The organism is Gabonibacter massiliensis, from assembly GCA_001487125.1.
Classification (GTDB): Bacteria; Bacteroidota; Bacteroidia; order Bacteroidales; family Marinifilaceae; genus Gabonibacter; species Gabonibacter massiliensis.
On sequence record LN913013.1, the window covers coordinates 1,073,901 to 1,093,590 of the forward strand.

Annotated in this window: 13 protein-coding genes; 8 read left to right on the top strand and 5 right to left on the bottom strand. The window is 43.9% G+C overall.

All coding sequences use genetic code 11. The features are described 5' to 3' along the window. Positions 1 to 131 precede the first annotated feature (131 nt). Complete coding sequence (locus BN3283_RS08805; protein WP_082667089.1) at positions 132 to 1,541, bottom strand: NupC/NupG family nucleoside CNT transporter; 1,410 nt, start codon at positions 1,539 to 1,541, stop codon at positions 132 to 134. Positions 1,542 to 1,721: 180 nt separating this feature from the next. On the opposite strand from BN3283_RS08805, the gene BN3283_RS08810 reads away from it, so the two are divergent. Then, entirely contained in the window at positions 1,722 to 3,488 is a 1,767-nt protein-coding gene (locus BN3283_RS08810) for a bifunctional metallophosphatase/5'-nucleotidase (protein WP_059026416.1), read from the top strand. Between the two features lie 260 nt (positions 3,489 to 3,748). On the opposite strand, the gene BN3283_RS08815 is transcribed toward BN3283_RS08810, so the two are convergent. The 3 genes from BN3283_RS08815 to metG form a co-directional block, all read right to left on the bottom strand. Then, the gene (locus tag BN3283_RS08815) at positions 3,749 to 5,473 is read right to left on the bottom strand and encodes a hypothetical protein (RefSeq protein ID WP_059026417.1); all 1,725 of its coding nucleotides are present in this window, start codon (positions 5,471 to 5,473) and stop codon (positions 3,749 to 3,751) included. Positions 5,474 to 5,491: 18 nt separating this feature from the next. Further along, positions 5,492 to 8,083 (bottom strand): TonB-dependent receptor, encoded by a 2,592-nt coding sequence (locus BN3283_RS08820; RefSeq protein ID WP_041504232.1) that lies wholly within the window; start codon positions 8,081 to 8,083, stop codon positions 5,492 to 5,494. A 298-nt stretch (positions 8,084 to 8,381) separates the two neighbouring features. Beyond that, a complete protein-coding gene (gene metG / locus BN3283_RS08825; protein ID WP_059026418.1) occupies positions 8,382 to 10,412 on the bottom strand; it encodes a methionine--tRNA ligase in 2,031 nt (676 codons plus the stop codon). A gap of 648 nt (positions 10,413 to 11,060) precedes the next feature. On the opposite strand from metG, the gene BN3283_RS08830 reads away from it, so the two are divergent. From BN3283_RS08830 to mnmA, 6 genes are read left to right on the top strand one after another with little or no spacing between them, the layout of a single operon-like run. Further along, positions 11,061 to 11,951: a S66 peptidase family protein gene (locus tag BN3283_RS08830; protein ID WP_059026419.1), complete on the top strand. Its 891-nt coding sequence runs from the start codon at positions 11,061 to 11,063 to the stop codon at positions 11,949 to 11,951. Positions 11,952 to 11,986: 35 nt separating this feature from the next. Further along, complete coding sequence (locus tag BN3283_RS08835) at positions 11,987 to 13,756, top strand: gamma-glutamyl-gamma-aminobutyrate hydrolase family protein (RefSeq protein ID WP_059027223.1); 1,770 nt, start codon at positions 11,987 to 11,989, stop codon at positions 13,754 to 13,756. Positions 13,757 to 13,784: 28 nt separating this feature from the next. Continuing rightward, positions 13,785 to 14,417, top strand: coding sequence for an NUDIX hydrolase (locus BN3283_RS08840; protein ID WP_059026420.1), 633 nt, complete (start codon positions 13,785 to 13,787; stop codon positions 14,415 to 14,417). Between the two features lie 2 nt (positions 14,418 to 14,419). Beyond that, a complete protein-coding gene (locus tag BN3283_RS08845; protein ID WP_059026421.1) occupies positions 14,420 to 14,893 on the top strand; it encodes a gliding motility lipoprotein GldH in 474 nt (157 codons plus the stop codon). Positions 14,894 to 14,911: 18 nt separating this feature from the next. Continuing rightward, positions 14,912 to 15,664 carry a tRNA (guanosine(46)-N7)-methyltransferase TrmB gene (gene trmB / locus BN3283_RS08850; protein ID WP_059026422.1) on the top strand — a complete coding sequence of 251 codons (753 nt, stop codon included), beginning with the start codon at positions 14,912 to 14,914 and terminating at the stop codon, positions 15,662 to 15,664. 39 nt (positions 15,665 to 15,703) lie between these two features. Then, positions 15,704 to 16,786, top strand: coding sequence for a tRNA 2-thiouridine(34) synthase MnmA (gene mnmA / locus BN3283_RS08855; RefSeq protein WP_059026423.1), 1,083 nt, complete (start codon positions 15,704 to 15,706; stop codon positions 16,784 to 16,786). A gap of 175 nt (positions 16,787 to 16,961) precedes the next feature. Here mnmA and BN3283_RS08860 read toward each other — a convergent pair whose 3' ends face one another. Beyond that, positions 16,962 to 17,939 (bottom strand): D-alanine--D-alanine ligase, encoded by a 978-nt coding sequence (locus BN3283_RS08860; protein WP_059026424.1) that lies wholly within the window; start codon positions 17,937 to 17,939, stop codon positions 16,962 to 16,964. Positions 17,940 to 18,034: 95 nt separating this feature from the next. Between BN3283_RS08860 and BN3283_RS08865 the strand changes: the two genes are divergently transcribed. After that, positions 18,035 to 19,450: an MATE family efflux transporter gene (locus BN3283_RS08865; protein WP_059026425.1), complete on the top strand. Its 1,416-nt coding sequence runs from the start codon at positions 18,035 to 18,037 to the stop codon at positions 19,448 to 19,450. Positions 19,451 to 19,690 lie beyond the last annotated feature (240 nt).

Sequence of the window (19,690 nt, forward strand, 5' to 3'; positions counted from 1 at the left end):
AACGATCGAACCCTATAAAATTCCGTGATTTAGTGATTAAATGATTCGATTTTAATCCTGCAATGGTCAATCTTTCTAATCCCCAATCACAGAATCTCTCAATCACCCAATCTCTTAATCACAGAATCCTCCTATCCTATAATCATACCGATAATCGTGGCCGACATCAAAGAAGCCAGAGTTCCCGCCAATAGAGCCCTTAAACCGAATTTAGCCAAAAGCGGCTTATTTTTGGGAGTCAATCCTCCGATTCCTCCGATTTGAATCCCGATAGAGGCAAAATTGGCAAACCCGCACAAAAAGTAAGTACACATGATTACGGACTTCATCTCGGCAAAAGCCCCTGCCGTCTTCAAACTCGCCAGATCCACATAAGCAATGAATTCGGTCATAATCACTTTTTGTCCCAACAAACTACCCGCGTGTACGATATCCGCGGGACATATACCGATCAACCACATCAATGGTGCAAACAAATACCCCAAGATCAATTGCAAGGACAATTCATGTTGCTTCCCATCCGTCAGCTCGGCAATCCAATCGTTCAATCCCACGATATGTCCAAATTTGGCAAACAAATAATTGGCAAAGGCGATGAAAGCAACAAACACAAGCAACATACCGGCAACATTCACGGCTAATTTCACTCCTTCGGAAGCACCATTGGAGATCGCATCCAAAACATTCTTGCCTACTTTATTCTTAGGTACCTCGATCGTATTTTGAATTTTCTGCGTCTGAGGAATCAATATCTTAGCGACAACGACAGCTCCCGGCGCCGCCATCACGGAAGCCGCCAACAAATGCTTGGCGAACAACAATCGCTGTACCGGATCCTCCCCACCCAAAAAACTGATATAAGCAGCAAGCACACCGCCGGCAATCGTTGCCATCCCACCCGTCATCACCAAAAATATTTCTGAAGGAGACATATCATCCAAATAAGCCTTAACCATTAAAGGAGCTTCCGTTTGTCCTAAAAAAATATTTCCCGTAACAGACAAAGACTCCGGTCCGGTCAAGTTCATCAATTTAGTCATTGCCCAAGCCATTCCGTATACTACTTTCTGTATGATCCCGAGATAAAACAACAACGAAGTCAAAGCTGAAAAGAAAATGATCGTCGGCAGTACCTGAAAAGCAAAAATATACCCGCTCTTGGTCGTATCCATCAATCCTCCTAACAAAAACTCACTTCCGGCACGCGTAAAATCCAATATGGTAACGAATATTTTTCCCACGAAATCAAATACGGCCTGAACCGGAGGGAGATATAAAATACCTATGGCCAAAATCAACTGTATTGCCAAACCAATCGCCACAACTCTCCAGGAAACCCCTTTACGATCGCTACTGAACAACCAAGCGATCCCGAGTATACTCACCATACCTATGACTCCCCTCAAAATAGACATAAACGAAATATGACTTTCAATATTCACCGCACTATGTATTCCTCCTCCGGCCTGAGCGAAAAGATTCCCTGCCGCCAACATAAACAATCCCACCGTCAGTACCGTTATTTTTCCAATCTTACCCATATCTGTTATTATTGATGATCATTATATTATAAAACGCACCTGCTTCATTAGCAGTAATCAGGGCGAATTTACTCTTTTTAGCGATAGAAAAGATTCTTTTTAACAAAAAAATCCATAGTTTTGCCCCGGATACGCCCCTTATATCTTATATTATTGAAACACACGAATAAATCCATATCTATGAGAAAAATCATTTCATGGTTTTCCGGAATATTACTTCTGCTAAACCTTTTACAAGCTTGTTCATCCAAACCGGAAGAAGCCCGACTTACCATCTACTGTACCAGTGACGTCCACGGCAGTATTTTCAATTACGATTTAAAAAAAGGAAAAGAAACTTCTCATAGTCTCGCCAAGGCTTCGACCCTCCTCAAAGAAGCCCGGGCCAAAGACTCATTAAGTGTACTCCTGTTAGACGGCGGCGATTTTCTTCAAGGCCAACCCTCGATCTACTACTATAATTTTATTGACACCATTACCCCACACATCCAGGCTCAAGTCATGAACTACTTGAAATACGATGCCGCCGCCGTGGGAAACCATGATATCGAAGCCGGTCACCCGGTTTATGACCGCATAAAGAAAGAATTTCGATTTCCTTGGCTATCTGCAAATCTAATCGACAGCCAAACAGGTAAGCCCTATTTCACACCCTATGTAATAGTGGAGCGACAAGGAATTAAAATTGCTATCTTGGGAATGACGACTCCTAATATTCCTCAATGGTTACCGGAGCATCTTTGGCAAGGAATCGAATTCGAAGACATGATCGAATCTTCGAAAAAATGGATCGACATCCTCCGAAAACAGGAAAAACCGGATATGGTCATAGGACTTTTCCATTCCGGGTACGACTACACCTATGGAGGAGCCAACGAAAAAACGCTTAAAAACGAAAACGCCAGTAAATTAGTTGCACAACAGGTAGACGGATTCGATATCGTTATTTTCGGCCATGATCATACGGAGAAGCAGGAAGAGCTGACGAACGATTTCGGCCATAAGGTTTTATTAATGGATCCAAAATCCCACGGTACTTATCTCGGTAAAATTGTCGTTTCCTTGAAACGGGAAGGCGACCGGTATCGAAAATCTTACCGAAGCGAACTGATCGATCTGGATAAGGTAACTACGGATAAGGATTACATTTCAACTTTTACTCCGGCAATAGATAAGGCCAAATCATACATCGACTCGGAATTAGGTACGTTCAAAAGTCCGCTTTCGGGACGGGACGCCATGTTCGGCCCCTCGGCGTTCATCGATTTCATCAACGAAGCCCAATTAGCAGAAAGCGGAGCGGAAATCTCTTTTGCCTCCATCCTTTCGCGGGATGCCTACATCAAAGCCGGAATAATTACCATGAAAGACATGTTTAATCTTTACGCTTACGAGAACTCTCTCTACACGATGCGGCTTTCCGGCGAAGAAATACGCAAATACTTGGAATACGCCGCGGCTATGCAGTTCAATACCATGCAATCCTCAAAAGATCATCTGCTAAACTTTAAAAAAGACGCGGAAGGAGAGATTCTAACGAATAAAAAAGGATATCCGTTCTTACAAAACGACTTTTTCAATTTCTCTGCCGCGGCAGGTATAAAATATACCGTGGACGTAAGTAAAGAACCGGGTCACCGGGTCACCATCCTCTCCATGACCGACGGTACTCCTTTCTATCCGGAACATATGTACAAGGTAGCTGTAAACTCTTACCAGGGTAATGGAGGAGGAGGACATCTCACCCGCGGAGCAGGAATTCCCAAGGCCGAATTAACGAAACGCATCATCGACGTCCGAGAGAAAGACATCCGCTATTACATCGCGGAGTACATCAAACGCCAAAAAGTATTGGATCCTCAATCCAGAAACGAATGGAAGGTTATTCCGGAGAAATGGTATAAGAAAGGCAAAGCGCAGGACTATAAATTATTATACAACAAATAAACAAAAGGGTTGCTTCGATAAAAAGCAACCCTTTTTTACAAATAAAACCGGTCCTTCAACCTCTATCTCTTTCATAACCGATAGCTGACTTGACCGGGACGACCTCTTTTTCGTTGTACGTTATTACGTCCAATTTAAAATTGACAATAGAAAAAATGACGATTGTTGGATTAAAATGGAATCACTGAATCTATAATTATTCACAAATAAGAAAATCCGGTTCATGAATGAACCGGATTTTCCTATCCAAAAACTTTTATCTACTGGAGTTCTTTATAACTGTCTTCGATGTATTCGAATTTACCCTTCGATACTCCTTTATACTTCACTTCCCAGTTAGCGCGCGGAGAATAACTCTTGAAACGAATCGTGTATTCGATCGGCGTTCCGTCAACTACCGGCTCTGCTTCGGGATATTTTCCTTCTAACACGGCCGGGAAACCTTCCGTAATCAAACGCTGCTTCTGGATTTCCAATACTTCTTCATCGGATTTACCCGCTAACTCGTTAACACCCGCCAACTCGTCATATTTTACCAATAAAGACACGCCCATATTGATATTCACGTTATAGGTCGTAGAACCGAAATAGAACTCTCCGGTATCCGGATATTTCTCGTCCAAATAAGCATGTTTGTTTTTATCAACCCAATCCAACATATACTGATAATCCGATTTCCCCATTTCGAATGTAATGTGAGGATTAGCAAACCACTTCTCTCCATTATGCATGAATTGTTCTGCTTTCTGAGAAACCGGATTGTATTTCATCCAGGCTCCTGCGGTAAAAGCATACTCGTCCGTATAGATGGAGTAACTGCTTCCTCCGTCATTTTTATAAATAAACGTCACCACATCCTTGTCCTGAGCGTACGGGAATTTTAACGTCAACAATTGAGGCAAATAATTGTCTGCATCGCTATTGAAACAATCGGTCTTACCCATCTGGCTGAAATCGTCGGCCGTCACGATATAAACATCTTTTTTCGTGTAGGGACTCCAGTTTCCATACCTCTCGCTATACGAGAATACGGCAACCACTTCCTTGGTCAACACGGGATCCACACTCCCTACGATCTCAAACTCGGGAGTCTTTCCGGCTAAAGTACATTTATAAGCGACACTTTTCGGAGCGCTATTGTTTCCATAAGTGGCATATCTGACATTGTAAATCACATCCTTTACAGCCTTATTTCCCAATTTAGCCAACAAAATCTTTATACCGGCTCTAACCTGTTGAAGGATAAATGCATCCGTTATGGTCACACCGTGCTTTTCCTGGTACTTCTCCCAATCTTTTTTGCTCAGATTAAAATTCGGACGATCTGCATCCACACCGAAATAAAACTCTTTGTTTCCATCCACGAACTCTTCTTTGTTGCTCTTCACCCAATCCAGAATACTCTTATAATCATACTTATTCATTTCGAAGTTCACCACATTGGCCGTTTTTCCGTCAACCGCATCGGAGGTCTCGTTATAAGTCACGATCAGCAATTCTCCGTCTTCTCCATCGGCATCGATAGCCTTTGTCATATTATCCCGGTTCGCGGGCATTCCCCCCGTAAAACAAAGATACTGAGCCACGTTTCCTCCTACTTTTTTATAATCGGCTACCCCCAACGTCTTTTTATTTATTCTGGTTGCCGCCGTATAAAAATTATAGGTAACCATAGCTGTTGAATTTTTATTCAATGCCGGATATTTCGATGTTAAAAAATCAGGAATATAATTTTTAGCCGGAACAGAAGAAGAAAAATTCTTATTATCCGCAATCGTTTTCACCTTTGCAGAGTCTGCAGCGTTTTCGCAATGTTTATAAGCTAAAGAGGCGATCGTGGCATAGTCCGCATCCGCAAGCGTGTAAACAATATCGGCATGAACAGGCTCTTTATTGGCATCCAAATCATCATACACATCCGACATGGGATTACAGGATGCCAACCCCAACAATGCCAATGTTATCAAACTATATATTTTACGCATATCTTTCAATTTTAATCATTAGAAATTCAATCTCAATCCCAGTGTCCAAGTTCTACCGAATCCGTAATATACCAAAGAAGAAGCAGCATTATGATAAGCTCCGTCCTTAGCATCGGCAATGTATTTTGCATTAAATACGTTATTGATATTCGTGTACAGGGTAAAACGCACGCCCTTATAATCCAAGCCGTAACGTAAATTGGCATCTACCGTGACGTAATTCGGCATTCTCCACGAATCAATTCCCTCTTCTCTCGCCGCAACACGGTTTTCAATCGTATAATCGGAATAGTTTTTACCGAAGAAATTCATATCGGCTCCGATCTTAAAACGAGGGAACGGTTCGTAACTTGCTCCTAAAGCAGCAGTCATCTGAGCCGAATTGCCCACATGCACGTCTTTCACGTATAATTTCTCATTCTCGCTAATAACTTCGTTACTCGCATCCAAAACCACCATCGTCGGGTTATCGGTTAAAACCCAGTTACCCCACGAAAACATTCCCTTTAGGTTAAAATTATAAACGGGTTTATATTCGGCTTCAAATTCGACACCATGGTGACAGGCGTTCAGGCCGCGTATATTAGCCACGTTTCCGTTACCGACACTCTTGGTCAAACCGCGATCATTCCAGCGGGTATAATAATAATTTATCTTGGCCGTCAAAGTGGGCATTTCTAAACCGTATCCTCCCTCAATAGTGTATACGGTCTCGTATTTCACGTTCGGTGTAATTACGTTCGTGTTATTCTTGAAAACCACATTAAAATAAGGAGCCCGCTTAAAGTAACCGCCATTCAAATAAACATTGTGAAAAGCACCGAATTTATAATTAGCTCCGGCTTTCAGTCCCCAAGGCAAAAAGTTTTGCCAACTTGTTTTACGCATCGGGTCACCTTTTTTATAGGCACCGTTATCTATACGGCGATAGGCCTCGTCCGTCAACGAAAAAGAGAGGAATCCCGAAAAATTATCTTTCACGTACTCTCCCTGCGCGAAAATACCGCCCCAAAGGACCTCTCCGGTATTATCAAAAGCGATCTTATCTCCTTTTTTCAAAGCCACGTTAGGATCCTGGTAAGCCAATAAATCAGACTTATTGTTATAATAAGCACCCCCCATCAAATCCGTAATTTTTATAAAGTGATACCCCTTATAGTAGCGAACGTCCAAACCTCCCGTTAATTTGATATTATCGGTTAACTGATTGGTATAGGTACTCAGCGCACCGTACCAATCATGAGAGTTTATCGCATTTGCCAAAACTAACAAGGAACCGGTCGTGGAAGCCTGATTTTCTCTCATCACGGCATCGTAATCCAACAAACCGTCCGGGGTAAGTTTCGTCTCTTCGTAAGGCTTTCCGTCCGTATAGTTGTACTGTAACCAATTCTTATTAACACCATAGCTACGTCTTCCGCCTCCGTTAGAGAAAGACAAATAAACCACCGTAGATAAAGAAGAACGCTCGTCAATCGTCCAGTAATGATTCAAGGACATCTGAGGCTTATGATACTCGTTATAGGCATAAGGGCCATTGAATATTTCACCGTTCAAGATACCGTAACTGGAATTCCATCTCGTCCCGTTTTGGTTATCGCGATATTCCTGAATCGTATGCATTTGTCCGCGTTGATTGTGCCATTGCGGAGCACCGAAAGCAGTAAAAGAAAGACGATGATTATCATTGATTCGCTTGGACACATTCACAAAATAAGCCCATGCCTCGTAATTAGTTGCATCTACATACCCATGAGTACTTGCTGTTCTGGATCCGGCTAAACTTACAGCCCATCCGTTCTCCATCAATCCGGTCGAAACATTTACAGCGGCTTTCGAGTAACCGTCATTTCCTATTCCGTAATATAAACCACCGCCTTTAATAGCATCCGTACTCTTCGTAATCATATTCATGGTTCCTCCCACGGAATTAACAGCCAATTTAGAAGCCCCCAAGCCGCGCTGTACCTGAATAAATTGAGTCACATCAGAAAGACTGGCCCAATTCGACCAGTATACCCTTCCGTTCTCCATGTCATTGATAGGAATACCGTTAATCAAAATACCTATGTTATTGGAATCAAAACCCCGCATATTAATACGAGAATCTCCGTATCCACCGCCTTGTTTCGTCGCATAGATAGAAGGGGTAGATTTCATAATTTCGGGAAACTCCTGACTTCCCAGTTTTTCTTCAATCATTAAGGGTGTGATATTCGAAATAGCCACCGGGGTCTCACGATCTTTCGTCACAATAGAAGCTGTTACCTTCACCTCATCCAAACCTACCGTCACAGGAGTAAGTTTTATAGTTCCCATATCCAATTCCTTGTCTTTCAAATCTATCTCTTTCTTCAACTCCTCATACCCCACGTATCTGAATAAAATGACCATTTTCCCTTCCTTTTTTGTCTTAATCACGAATTTCCCATCAATATCGGCAGCAGCCCCGATGGAAGTCCCATCTATCGTTGCAGTTGCTCCAATCAATGCCTCGTTCGTCTTAGCATCAATAATTTTCCCTTTGATAACGCCGTCCGCCAACGTAGCCAACGACATACAAAGCATCGGAATAAACAACATCAGGCATTTTAATAACACTTTTCTCATAATCTAACTTTTTTAATTCGTAAGCAAAATAGCACCCTTAATGTTAATCAATTATTAATTTCTTGTAGGATAAAAATTACATTTCACACTTCTTTTTATTTTTTATTAAGAGAGCTACAAAGGTAGTATTTCGATTCAATATATCTATTTTTTAAACGAGTTTAACATTTTATAAAAAGAGAGACAGTTCTTTTTATCAGATGTTAATTTTTCCTATGAAAAAGGTGTCGTCCCGGCTATATTACAGGAACAACACCTCTCAAAAATATTTTTAAAATATGCTATTTTATTGCAGTTGTCAGCGAATTTCAGACCCGGGTTTTAACTCTTTTTCCGGAGCTACAAAAGAAAGAGTTCCGTCTGCATTCTCCGCCATTAAAATCATTCCTTGAGATTCTATCCCTTTCAAAGGTTTCGGCTCTAAGTTCACCAATATACTGACCTGACGACCGACGACTTCTTCCGGGGTATAATATTCCGCAATACCGGACACAACCGTACGTTGATCTATCCCGGTATCCACGGTTAACTTCATCAATTTTTTAGTTTTAGCCACTTTCTCGGCGGCTATGATTTTCCCCACGCGAATATCCATCTTTGAAAAATCTTCAAAACTGATATTGGCTTTTGCCGGAGCTGCTTTTACTGCAGCCAGTTCATTCGCTTTTTTCGTCGCCAACAGTTTATCGACTTGAGCTTGTATCTGGGCATCTTCAATTTTCTCGAATAACAACCCTGCTTCACCCAAACGATGTCCTGCCGGAATAACCTGGTCGCCCATAGCCTCCCAGGCTATCGGTTCTATATTCAAGAAACCTCGCAATTTCTCCGAAGAGAACGGCATAAAAGGCTCCATCAAGGTGGATAGATCGGCTGAAACCTGAAGGCATATATTCAAAATAGTCTTCACTCTCCCCTCGTCCGTTTTAATCACCTTCCAAGGTTCTGTATCCGCCAAGTATTTGTTCCCCAAACGAGCCAGATTCATAGCCTCTTTCAAAGCTTCCCGGAAATGAAAAGTATCCAGGTTCTTTTCCACCTGTTCGACAATCCGAGGAATCTCGTCCAATACTTCCCGATCGTAATCCGTCAGTTCTTCCCGTTCCGGTACCCGGTTATCGAAATACTTTTGTGTCAATACCAAGGTACGATTGATAAAGTTACCGTATATCGCTACCAATTCGCTATTGTTCCGGGTCTGGAAATCCTTCCAAGTAAAATCGTTATCTTTCGTTTCCGGGGCATTGGCCGTTAAAACGTAACGCAATACATCCTGTTTCCCCTCGAAATCACGTAAATACTCGTGTAACCATACCGCCCAATTCCGGGAAGTCGAAATCTTATCGCCTTCCAAATTCAAAAATTCGTTTGCCGGAACGTTATCCGGAACGATATAAGACCCTTCGGCCTTTAACATGGCCGGAAAGATTATACAATGAAACACGATGTTATCTTTTCCTATAAAATGAATCATCCGGGTCTCCGGGTCTTTCCAATATTTTTCCCATTCCGGCGTCAAATCTTTCGTGGCCGAAATATACCCGATCGGAGCATCAAACCACACGTAAAGGACCTTGCCTTCGGCTCCCTCGATCGGGACAGGTACACCCCAGTCCAAATCCCGAGTGACGGCACGCGGCTGCAAGCCGTTATCCAACCATGATTTACACTGTCCGTACACGTTCGGCTTCCACTCCTTGTGTTCTTCCAATATCCATTTCTTCAACCAATCCTCATACTCATTCAAAGGCAAATACCAATGTTTGGTCTCTTTCAGTTCCGGTTTGTTACCGGTAATCGCCGAAACCGGATCAATCAGGTCAGTGGCATTCAAACTCGTACCGCACGCCTCGCATTGATCTCCGTATGCCCGCTCGTTTCCACAATGCGGACAGGTTCCGATAATATAACGATCGGCCAAAAATTGCCCTGCCTTCTCATCGTAGAATTGCATGGAGGTCTTCTCGATAAATTTACCCTCATCATACAATTTTTTAAAAAAAGCAGACGAAAGTTCGTGATGGGTTTTGGAACTCGTCCTTGAATAGATATCGAAAGATATCCCCAATTCGGCAAACGATTCCTTTATTATCTTGTGATAACGATCTACAATATCCTGCGGCGTCACCCCTTCTTTCTGGGCTTTAATCGTGATAGGCACCCCGTGTTCGTCCGAACCTCCGATAAAAACGACCTCCTCTCCTTTTTTTCTCAAATACCTCACATAAATATCTGCCGGCACATATACCCCTGCCAAATGTCCGATATGCACCGGACCATTCGCGTAAGGTAACGCAGTGGTAACTAAATTTCTCTTGAATTTGCTCATATTTTATTTGAGTTTGTAAAGTTAAAACGCCCCTAAATCCATAAAGTCACTCGTATTCAAAGTTCTATAACCTCGTAAACTTCATGATCTTTAAGAATTCGCAAAGGTAGAAAAATATTACCTAATCTGTGATTGTAATTTGCAAATTTTAGATCGCAGACTATAAATTGATTTACGATTCAATTCCGATTTTTATAATTTAAATCGTCCATCTGCAATTGCAAAGGGGGATAACTCTTCCGGGCCTCGCCGTGCTCGGACAATCCGTCGTCCGGTCGCTCCTAAAAGAAAACACGACGCTCGCCGTCCACTATCCCCCGCTTCTTCAGTCCTCGATCGTCAAAAATCCCAAATCACCTAATCTCTTTAATCTTTGAATCTACAATTTACAATCGTCAATCTACAATCGCAAAGGGGATAACTCCTCCGGGACTCGCCGTGCTCGGACAATCCGTCGTCCGGTCGCTCCTAAAAGAAAACACGACGCTCGCCGTCCACTATCCCCCGCTTCTTCAGTCCTCGATCGTCAAAAATCCCAAATCACCTAATCTCTTTAATCTTTGAATCTACAATTTACAATCGTCAATCTACAATTGTCAATTTACAATTAAAAATCTTATCTTCGTACAAAAATAAACACGTTCAATTATGTTACGACCTATATATTTACAACCGGGAGATAAAGTCGCTTTGATTTCCCCGGCGGGAGTTCCGAAAACAGACAACATTGACTATGCCGTAAACTTATTGCGTTCCTGGGAACTTATTCCGGTTTTAAGCAAGCACATCTATGCCCGAAACGGCCAACTCGCCGGAACGGATCAGGAACGATTAGTAGACTTACAGGTTATGCTCGATGACGAGGAGATACGGGCTATCTGGTGTACGACAGGAGGATACGGAACTCTTCGTCTCGTCGAAGAAGCCGATTACTCCACCTTCCAGGGAAATCCCAAATGGATAATCGGGATGGACGACATCACCATTCTTCATGCAAAACTTCATTTTTTAGGAATCGAGAGTCTACACGCCTTTATGCCGGAAGATTACTCGATGACTTCACCGGAGGCGATGACTCAACTGAGAAATTTCCTGTTCGGAATCATTTCTTCATATTCCATCCCAGCTCACCCGTTAAATCGAACCGGATTCGCTGAAACGGAAATGGTCGGAGGCATGTTGAACTGGGTACACAGCTTACATGATACCAGTATAGATCATAATACGAGGGGAACCATTCTTTTCATAGAAGAGAAAGCAGATAATATATACGACATCGATCGCAGCATCCAATGTCTGAAATATGCCGGGCAATTACAACACCTTCAGGGATTAATCGTGGGAGAATTTGCAGAAAACGAAAATCCCGGATTCACAGAAGAGGTTTATCACCTTATTCGAAAGGCAGTGGAAGAGTACAGCTATCCGGTTTGTTTCGGATTTCCCGCAGGACACATTCGGAATAATTTTCCGGTTATATTAGGAGCCGATACCGTACTTTCCGTAACTCCTGAAAATTGCGAGATTCGTTTTACTTAATCATGAAATTAATTTTAGTAATATTGTTCAATCTAATGAATACACCTATCTATCCGGCAAATCTTAAAATTTTAAACGATGCCATCGATAACCGAATTTCAAATAACGATCGTCCTTTGATCGGTATCTCTTCCAACTTCAAGGAAGGCAACTCTTGCATTGATAATACCTACGTACACTCCATCCTGCAAGCAGGGGGAATCCCCCTGTTGATTCCCATGCATACTGACATCGATTCCCTGAAGGATATTATTTCCCGGTTGGACGGACTTATACTAACAGGCGGCGGAGATATAAATCCGCTATATGCCAGCGAGGAACCGATTCCGGCTCTGCAGGAGATGGATGCCGCCAGGGACCAATACGATTTTACACTCGTAAAATTAGCTGCGGACCGAAGAATTCCGGTGTTCGGCATATGCCGCGGACACCAAATCATTAATATCGCCTTGGGGGGCACCAATTACCAGGATATCTATTCCCAGTGCCCCGGAAAACTCCTCAAGCACAGCCAAAGCTTGAACAGGGAGTACGGATCTCATTCCGTAAACATTGAAGAAGGAAGCGTACTCGCCGACATATTCCGCCAAAAAAGCATAATCGTCAACTCCTTTCACCACCAAGCGATAAAAGAGGTGGCTCCCGGATTTAAGGTAACGGCAACCTCCCCGGACGGAATCATCGAGGCCATGGAAGGCATGCCGGAATATCCGATATTCAGCGTACAATGGCATCCGGAAAAAATGGCCCCTCTTCCCAACGAACAAATGCTCGGATTATTCCGCCATTTCATGAAAGAAGCCGACCTGTACAAGCGGGCAAAAGCGGTACACAAAAGAAGTTTTATCATCGATTCCCATTGCGACACCCCGATGAAATTTACGGATGACTTCGATTTGGGAAAACGTACCTCTTTTACAAAGATCGATCTTCCCAAGATGCAAGAAGGAATGGTTGACGCCGTATTTATGGTCGCTTATCTAAAACAGGAGGATCGGAACGAAACAGCCTCCCGGGCTGCCACCCAAAAGGCAATCGACATTCTTTACAAAATTGCGGAACAGGTGGAGCGGAACGCCGACCGGATCGGCTTAGCCTATACGTCGGACGACCTGATCCAATTAAAGAATGCAGGCAAGAAAGCTATTTTCCTGGGGATCGAAAACGGTTATGCAATCGGAAAGGAGATACGCAACTTAACCCTTTTCAAACAGATGGGAATATCCTATATTACTTTATGTCATAACGGAAGCAACGATATTTGCGATTCTGCCAAAGGCGAGGAGGAACACAACGGATTAAGCGAATTCGGGAAAGAGGTTGTCCGGGAAATGAACCGTTTGGGAATTATGATCGACATTTCCCACGCCAGCGAGAAAACGGTTTACGACGTACTGGAAACAAGTAAAGTTCCCGTCATCGCTTCCCACTCTTCTGCCAAAGCCCTTTGTGATCATCCCCGTAATTTGACGGACGATCAGATCAAAGCGATTGCGGCAAAAGGGGGCGTCGTACAAGTATGTTTATACAATTGGTTTATCAGTAAGCAACCGAATCCGAATATTTCAGACGCCATCGACCATATCAATCACATCGTTCGCCTCGTGGGAATAGACCACGTGGGTATCGGTACGGACTTCGACGGCGACGACACGGAAAAGCTAAAGGGCTGTAAGGCTTCCAACGAATTGATTTCCTTAACGGTAGAATTACTCCGCCAGGGATATACACCTGAAGAGTTGGACAAACTATGGGGAGACAACCTATTGCGGGTTCTGAACCAGGCGCAACAATATCAAGAGTAAAAACACCCGTAAAAAACAGCAGAAAGAAGTGACACTATCCCATATACAAGAAAAATTAGACCAGACCCTTCCCGGCGAAAAAGCACACATTCGCATGGCCCCCTATCCCAAATTTATCGAAGGGGTCGACGGAATACACGCGGTTCCCCCGATTAAAAGTGCCGTTATGATATTGTTGGTACCCTATCGGGACGAGTGGGCTATTCCGTTTATCAAACGCGGAGAAGCCGGAAAATACCACGGAGGACAAATGGCCCTCCCCGGGGGAAAAAGCGAACGGGAAGATATCAATAGCCGAAGTACGGCCCTCCGGGAGTGTCAGGAAGAGATCGGCGTTCCTCCCGAAGAGGTGACGATCATGGGAAGGTTAAGCGATGTTTATATCCCATTGAGTAACTTTAATATTACGCCGTTTGTTGGAACCACGCCGAAAATACCTAATTTTGTGCTCTCGAAAAATGAAGTGGAAGAAGTGGTTCTCGTCCCGTTAAGCGAGCTATTCGACGACAGGAATAAAACTTCCCTCTCTTTTTTCCGTCACGATTATGAAATCGTCGCTCCCGGTTACCGGGTCAGGGAACATTTCATATGGGGAGCGACAGCCATGATGATCGCCGAATTGGAATATTTGCTAAAAGAGGATGTAAAACCGTTTAGATAAGAATGAAGAATAAGATCTGTTGTTGGATAATATTACTGGGATGCACAGGATGCCATTTAGACCTCTCTTCCTATAAAAGCTACCGCACCTTATCAAAAGAGAGATGGATACGGGATAGTGTCATCGCATTTAAAGCACAGGATCTGGTTCCCGGAGAATACCAACTGAAAATCGGACTGCGGCACACGACAGACTATATGTACGCCAATTTAAGGTGTTTCCTGTCCATCCACCGCAACAATCAACCGATCAAAATAGACACGATCAACCTCATTCTGGCCGATGATAACGGAGATTGGTTAGGAGACGGGATGAAAGGTTTGAAAACAATTATTCAGCCTGTCGGGAAAATTGCCCCGTCGGACTCATGCTGCAGCTATACCTTCTATTTGTGGCACAGCATGCGAAATAAGGAGTTAAAAGGAATAAAAAATATAGGCATCGAGTTAGAGGCTTCCGGCAATACAAAAGAGTAATTTTTCAAATAAGAATACATGGGAAAAAACAAATTAGCCAAATTCGCTGAAATGGAGACGTTGGAAAACGTTTTCCAGCCTACTCACGAAGAGGTTTTTCGTACCGAATACGCGCTTAGAGGAAAATGGAACGAAACGGTATTCGGAAACGACCACCCGATCGTGTTGGAAGTGGGTTGCGGAAAAGGAGAATACACGGTAGGCCTGGCCCGGTTGTATCCCGAAAAAAATTTTATCGGATTGGATATAAAAGGAGCCCGGATGTGGACCGGTGCCAAAGCGGCTCAGGAACAACAACTGAAAAATGCGGCATTTCTCCGCACGCACGCCGAAGTACTGGAATCTATTTTCGCAACGGACGAAATCTCGGAAATCTGGATTACCTTTCCCGATCCGCAAATGGCTAAAGCGAGAAAACGACTGACCGGTACCCGCTTTTTAGCACTATACCGAAAAATATTGAAACCCGAAGGACTCATCCATTTAAAAACAGATAGTCCTTTTCTATACCGTTACACGGATGAGGTAATCCGGGTAAATCACCTGCCCTATTTCGTCGACACGGATGATCTGTATCATTCCGGATACAACGATAAGATACTGGATATCAAAACTTTTTACGAACAACAATGGCTTACGCGCGGCAAGACGATAAAATACCTGCAATTCGCGTTAGAACATGCGACGGAATGGATCGAACCCGATATCGAACTGGAAAAAGACGATTACCACAGCGAAGCCCGGTTTATGAATAAAAAAGTCAACCCGTAACAGGAGGAAAGTTCACCTCCTTTCACTAATCAACATCATATGGGAAAAAGAGTTTTAATGGCCATGAGCGGAGGAATAGACAGCACCGTCGGAGCCATGCTGCTGCAAGAACAAGGATACGAGTTGGTCGGAGTAACCTACCGGGTTTACGATCAGATTGCACAAGGATGCCTGGAAAAAGAGAAAGGGTGTTGCAGTGTCAACGCTCTTTTTGAAGCCAAGAACATGGCCCGCCAATTAGGATTCGAACATCATATTTTGGATATCCGAAAAGAGTTCGACACCTTAGTCATCCGGAATTTCATCGACGAGTACCTGCATGGCCGTACTCCCAACCCCTGTGTTCTTTGCAACTCCACCATAAAATGGGGGAAACTGATGGATATGGCCGATTCCCTCGGTTGTGACTATATCGCCACCGGACATTACGCCCGCATCGGTCAGGAGAACGGACGTTATTTTCTCCGGAAAGGTATAGACGAAAGCAAAGACCAGACCTATTTTCTATGGTCGCTCACGCAGGAAAACTTAGCCCGGACAATTTTTCCGTTAGGAGAACTGACCAAACCCGAGGTGCGTCGGATTGCCCTGGAACGGGGATACGAACAACTCTCCCGAAAAAGCGAAAGCCAGGAGATCTGTTTTATTCCGAACAACGATTACCGCACCTTTCTAAACGAAAAGGTAGAAAATTTTACGGAAAAATACGGCCCGGGGCTTTTCGTCGATACCTCAGGTAAAAAATTAGGAGAACACAAAGGATTCCCGAACTACACCATCGGCCAACGAAAAGGATTGGGTATCGCTTTGGGACACCCCATGTTTGTCGTTTCCATCGACGCTGAAAAAAACGAAGTCGTTTTAGGAACCAAAGAAGAACTTCAAGGAAAAGAGTTTTATATAAAAGAGGCGAACTTAATGAAATATCCCTCGCTTCCCCCGGGCTTCGAGGTCACGGCCAAGATTCGTTACCGCAACCAGGGAGCCCTCGCCTCCGTCTATCCTGAAGGAAAAAAATTCCGGGTGGTTTTCCGCGAAGGCATGGACTCCATCACTCCCGGACAAAGCGCTGTCTTTTACGAAGGAACAGATGTCGTCGGGGGAGGAATCATTCGATTATAGACTAACGGACTCTATGATTTAATGATTCTGCGATTTAGTGATTCGATTTTAATCCTGAAATCGTCAATCACCGAATCTCTCAATCCCTTCATTGTAAATTTTAAATTGTAGATTGTAAATTAACGATTGCAGATTAAAAAAACAATACCCAATCTACAATCGTCAATCTTTTCAATCACCGAATCATTAAAGAGTCGTCAATTATTTTCGTGAATATATCCCGTATGGAACCGCCCATAGCACGGACCATCTTGGGAATGAAGCTATTGGAGGTCATACCCGGAGTGGTGTTTACCTCTAACATAAAAATCTCGTTATCCCGCACGATATAATCGACACGAATAATTCCCCTGCAACGCAGGATGTCGTAGACAGCGGAAGATAAGCTTTTTATCCGGTCCGTCAACTCGTCGGGTATCGGAGCGGGAATGATCTCATCGGCCATTTTGGGGTCGTATTTCGCCTCAAAATCGAAAAATTCCTTTTTAGAAATGACCTCTGCAATAGGCATCACCAACTCCATGTCCCTACCCTTCACCACGCCACAGGTAAACTCCGTACCGTCGATAAAGCTTTCGACCAACACCTCATGGCAATGCTCAAAAGCTTTTTTTAAAGCAGCTTCCATCTCTCCGATCTCTTTTACCTTGGATATACCGAAACTGGAACCGTCGGCATTGGGTTTTACAAAACAGGGAAGACCGACTTCCTCAATAATCTCTTCTACCTCATACTCCATTTTCTGGGTCAGCAATACCGAATTAGCCACGTTTACCCCAAAACTTTTCAAATAGGTGTTACAGGTATGCTTGTCGAAAGTCAACGCGGAGCAAAGCGTATCGCATCCCCCGTAAGGGACCCCCATCATATCCAAATACCCTTGCAGCATGCCGTTTTCACCGGGATTTCCGTGTATCGTTATATAAGCAAAATCAAAAATTACTTTTTCTCCGTCCTTCGTGAAAGAGAAATCATTCTTATCCACGGGACAATTCTTCTCCCCGATCACCACATGCCAATCCCGCCCTTTCAACAACATCAAATATTTATTGTACCGGGTTTCATCGATCATTTCGTAAACATAACTTCCAGACTTTATCGAAACCACGTACTCGGAGGAGTTCCCTCCTGCTATTACCACAACATTTTTCATCCGTCAATAAATTTGTAAACTCTTCGACAAAAGTATAAAAAAGAGTTAGACTTTAAGCAAAAGGTTTATACTTTTGCAACGCTAAAAAAGTAACTATGGCTCACACAAACGATCTTACGAGGGGAAGCATCAGCAAAGGCATATGGAGCATGGCTATTCCTTTGATTACCGCCTCATTCGTACAGATGGCCTACAGCATGACGGATATGATCTGGCTGGGACACCTGGGCAGCGAGAGTGTGGCCGCCGTCGGGGTTGCCGGCTTTTTCACGTGGTTATGCAATGCACTCTCTTTCATCAGCAAGATCGGAGCCGAAGTCACCATCGCCCAATCTTTGGGAGCCAAACAAAAAAAACGGGCCCGGATCTATGCCAACCAAGCCTCTCAATTATCTTCCATTATCGCTTTATTCTACGCCTGCTTTATCTGGTTTGCAGCCGATCTGCTGGTGGGTGTATTCCACCTGGAGTCCGACATCTCCTCCCTATCGGTCACCTACATGCGCATCATCGTCCCCGGTATCTTTTTTACCTTCAACAACAATACCTATAGCGGGCTGTACAACGGGCAGGGAAACAGCAAAACACCGTTGAAAATCGTGGCCACGGGTTTGTTATGCAACATCGTGCTCGACCCCCTACTGATCTACGGGTATGGTCCCCTCCCGGGAATGGGAACCGCCGGAGCCGCTATCGCTACCGTATTTTCCCAGTTTGTCGTTTTCTCCATCTTCATCCGGAATCTTTACCTGAAAGAATCCTCCATCGGAAAACTCTATTTCATCACCCGGTTAAGAATCCGTTTTATCAAACGAATTGCCCTATTGGGACTACCGGTCTGCATGCAGAGCGGACTTTTCGCCATGTTCTCGCTCACGTTAGCCACCGTGGCCGCCCAATGGGGACATATCGGGGTCGCCGTACAAAGCGTGGGAGCCCAGATCGAAGCGGTTACCTGGATGACCGCCGCCGGATTCTCCACGGCCCTTGCCGCTTTTGTCGGACAAAACTACGGGGCACGCGACTACACCCGGATCAAACAAGGGTATCATTATACCCTTAAATTAGCCGTCAGTATCGCTTTCTTCGCCGGAGCCGCCTTTTTATTCGGCAGCAGAAGTATTTTCAGCGTATTTATCAACGATCCCGCCACCTTAGATGCCGGAAGCGACTACCTGAAGATTTTGGCCATCTCGCAAATATTCTCCGCGATCGAGACCGTCACGGCCGGAGCATTCAACGGGTGCGGCCGCACTACTCCTCCGGCTATCGTGGGTATTCTCCTCACGGGAGCCCGGATTCCCATGGCCTATTACCTCATCACCCTCCCCGCTTTGGGACTGAACGGTATCTGGTGGAGTATCTCTTTTTCCAGCGTGCTGAAAGGCGTCGTATTAGCCGTCTGGTATCACTCATTCCAAAAGAATTTACCCCGTATCCGCTTCCATTCCATCGGTATCCTCGGACGCATGCAAGCCGTTGCCACCCGTCTCTGGCAACAATTCAATTGAAATCCTCCCTTGACAGCATTTCCAGAATAACGACCGACTTCTTTCAATTTAACGAAAAGAGAAAAATAGATTCTAAAACAGACGAATAAAACGACTAATTCATACGGTTTCCATCCCTATACTTTTTTTTCAAAATCCCTGTCCCGAGTAAGAAATAATATATCCGACCAAGATATCTCTATTATTACAGAAAAAATTCTGTAATTTTTCGGTATAAAGATTGTTGATGTAAAAAATAAG

Coding starts and splice junctions, on each gene's coding strand:
- BN3283_RS08815 (WP_059026417.1), bottom strand. CDS start 5,473: ATGCGTAAAATATATAGTTTGATAACATTGGCATTGTTGGGGTTGGCA.
- BN3283_RS08830 (WP_059026419.1), top strand. CDS start 11,061: ATGTTACGACCTATATATTTACAACCGGGAGATAAAGTCGCTTTGATT.
- BN3283_RS08860 (WP_059026424.1), bottom strand. CDS start 17,939: ATGAAAAATGTTGTGGTAATAGCAGGAGGGAACTCCTCCGAGTACGTG.
- BN3283_RS08865 (WP_059026425.1), top strand. CDS start 18,035: ATGGCTCACACAAACGATCTTACGAGGGGAAGCATCAGCAAAGGCATA.
- BN3283_RS08835 (WP_059027223.1), top strand. CDS start 11,987: ATGAATACACCTATCTATCCGGCAAATCTTAAAATTTTAAACGATGCC.
- BN3283_RS08805 (WP_082667089.1), bottom strand. CDS start 1,541: ATGGGTAAGATTGGAAAAATAACGGTACTGACGGTGGGATTGTTTATG.
- metG (WP_059026418.1), bottom strand. CDS start 10,412: ATGAGCAAATTCAAGAGAAATTTAGTTACCACTGCGTTACCTTACGCG.
- BN3283_RS08820 (WP_041504232.1), bottom strand. CDS start 8,083: ATGAGAAAAGTGTTATTAAAATGCCTGATGTTGTTTATTCCGATGCTT.
- trmB (WP_059026422.1), top strand. CDS start 14,912: ATGGGAAAAAACAAATTAGCCAAATTCGCTGAAATGGAGACGTTGGAA.
- mnmA (WP_059026423.1), top strand. CDS start 15,704: ATGGGAAAAAGAGTTTTAATGGCCATGAGCGGAGGAATAGACAGCACC.
- BN3283_RS08845 (WP_059026421.1), top strand. CDS start 14,420: ATGAAGAATAAGATCTGTTGTTGGATAATATTACTGGGATGCACAGGA.
- BN3283_RS08810 (WP_059026416.1), top strand. CDS start 1,722: ATGAGAAAAATCATTTCATGGTTTTCCGGAATATTACTTCTGCTAAAC.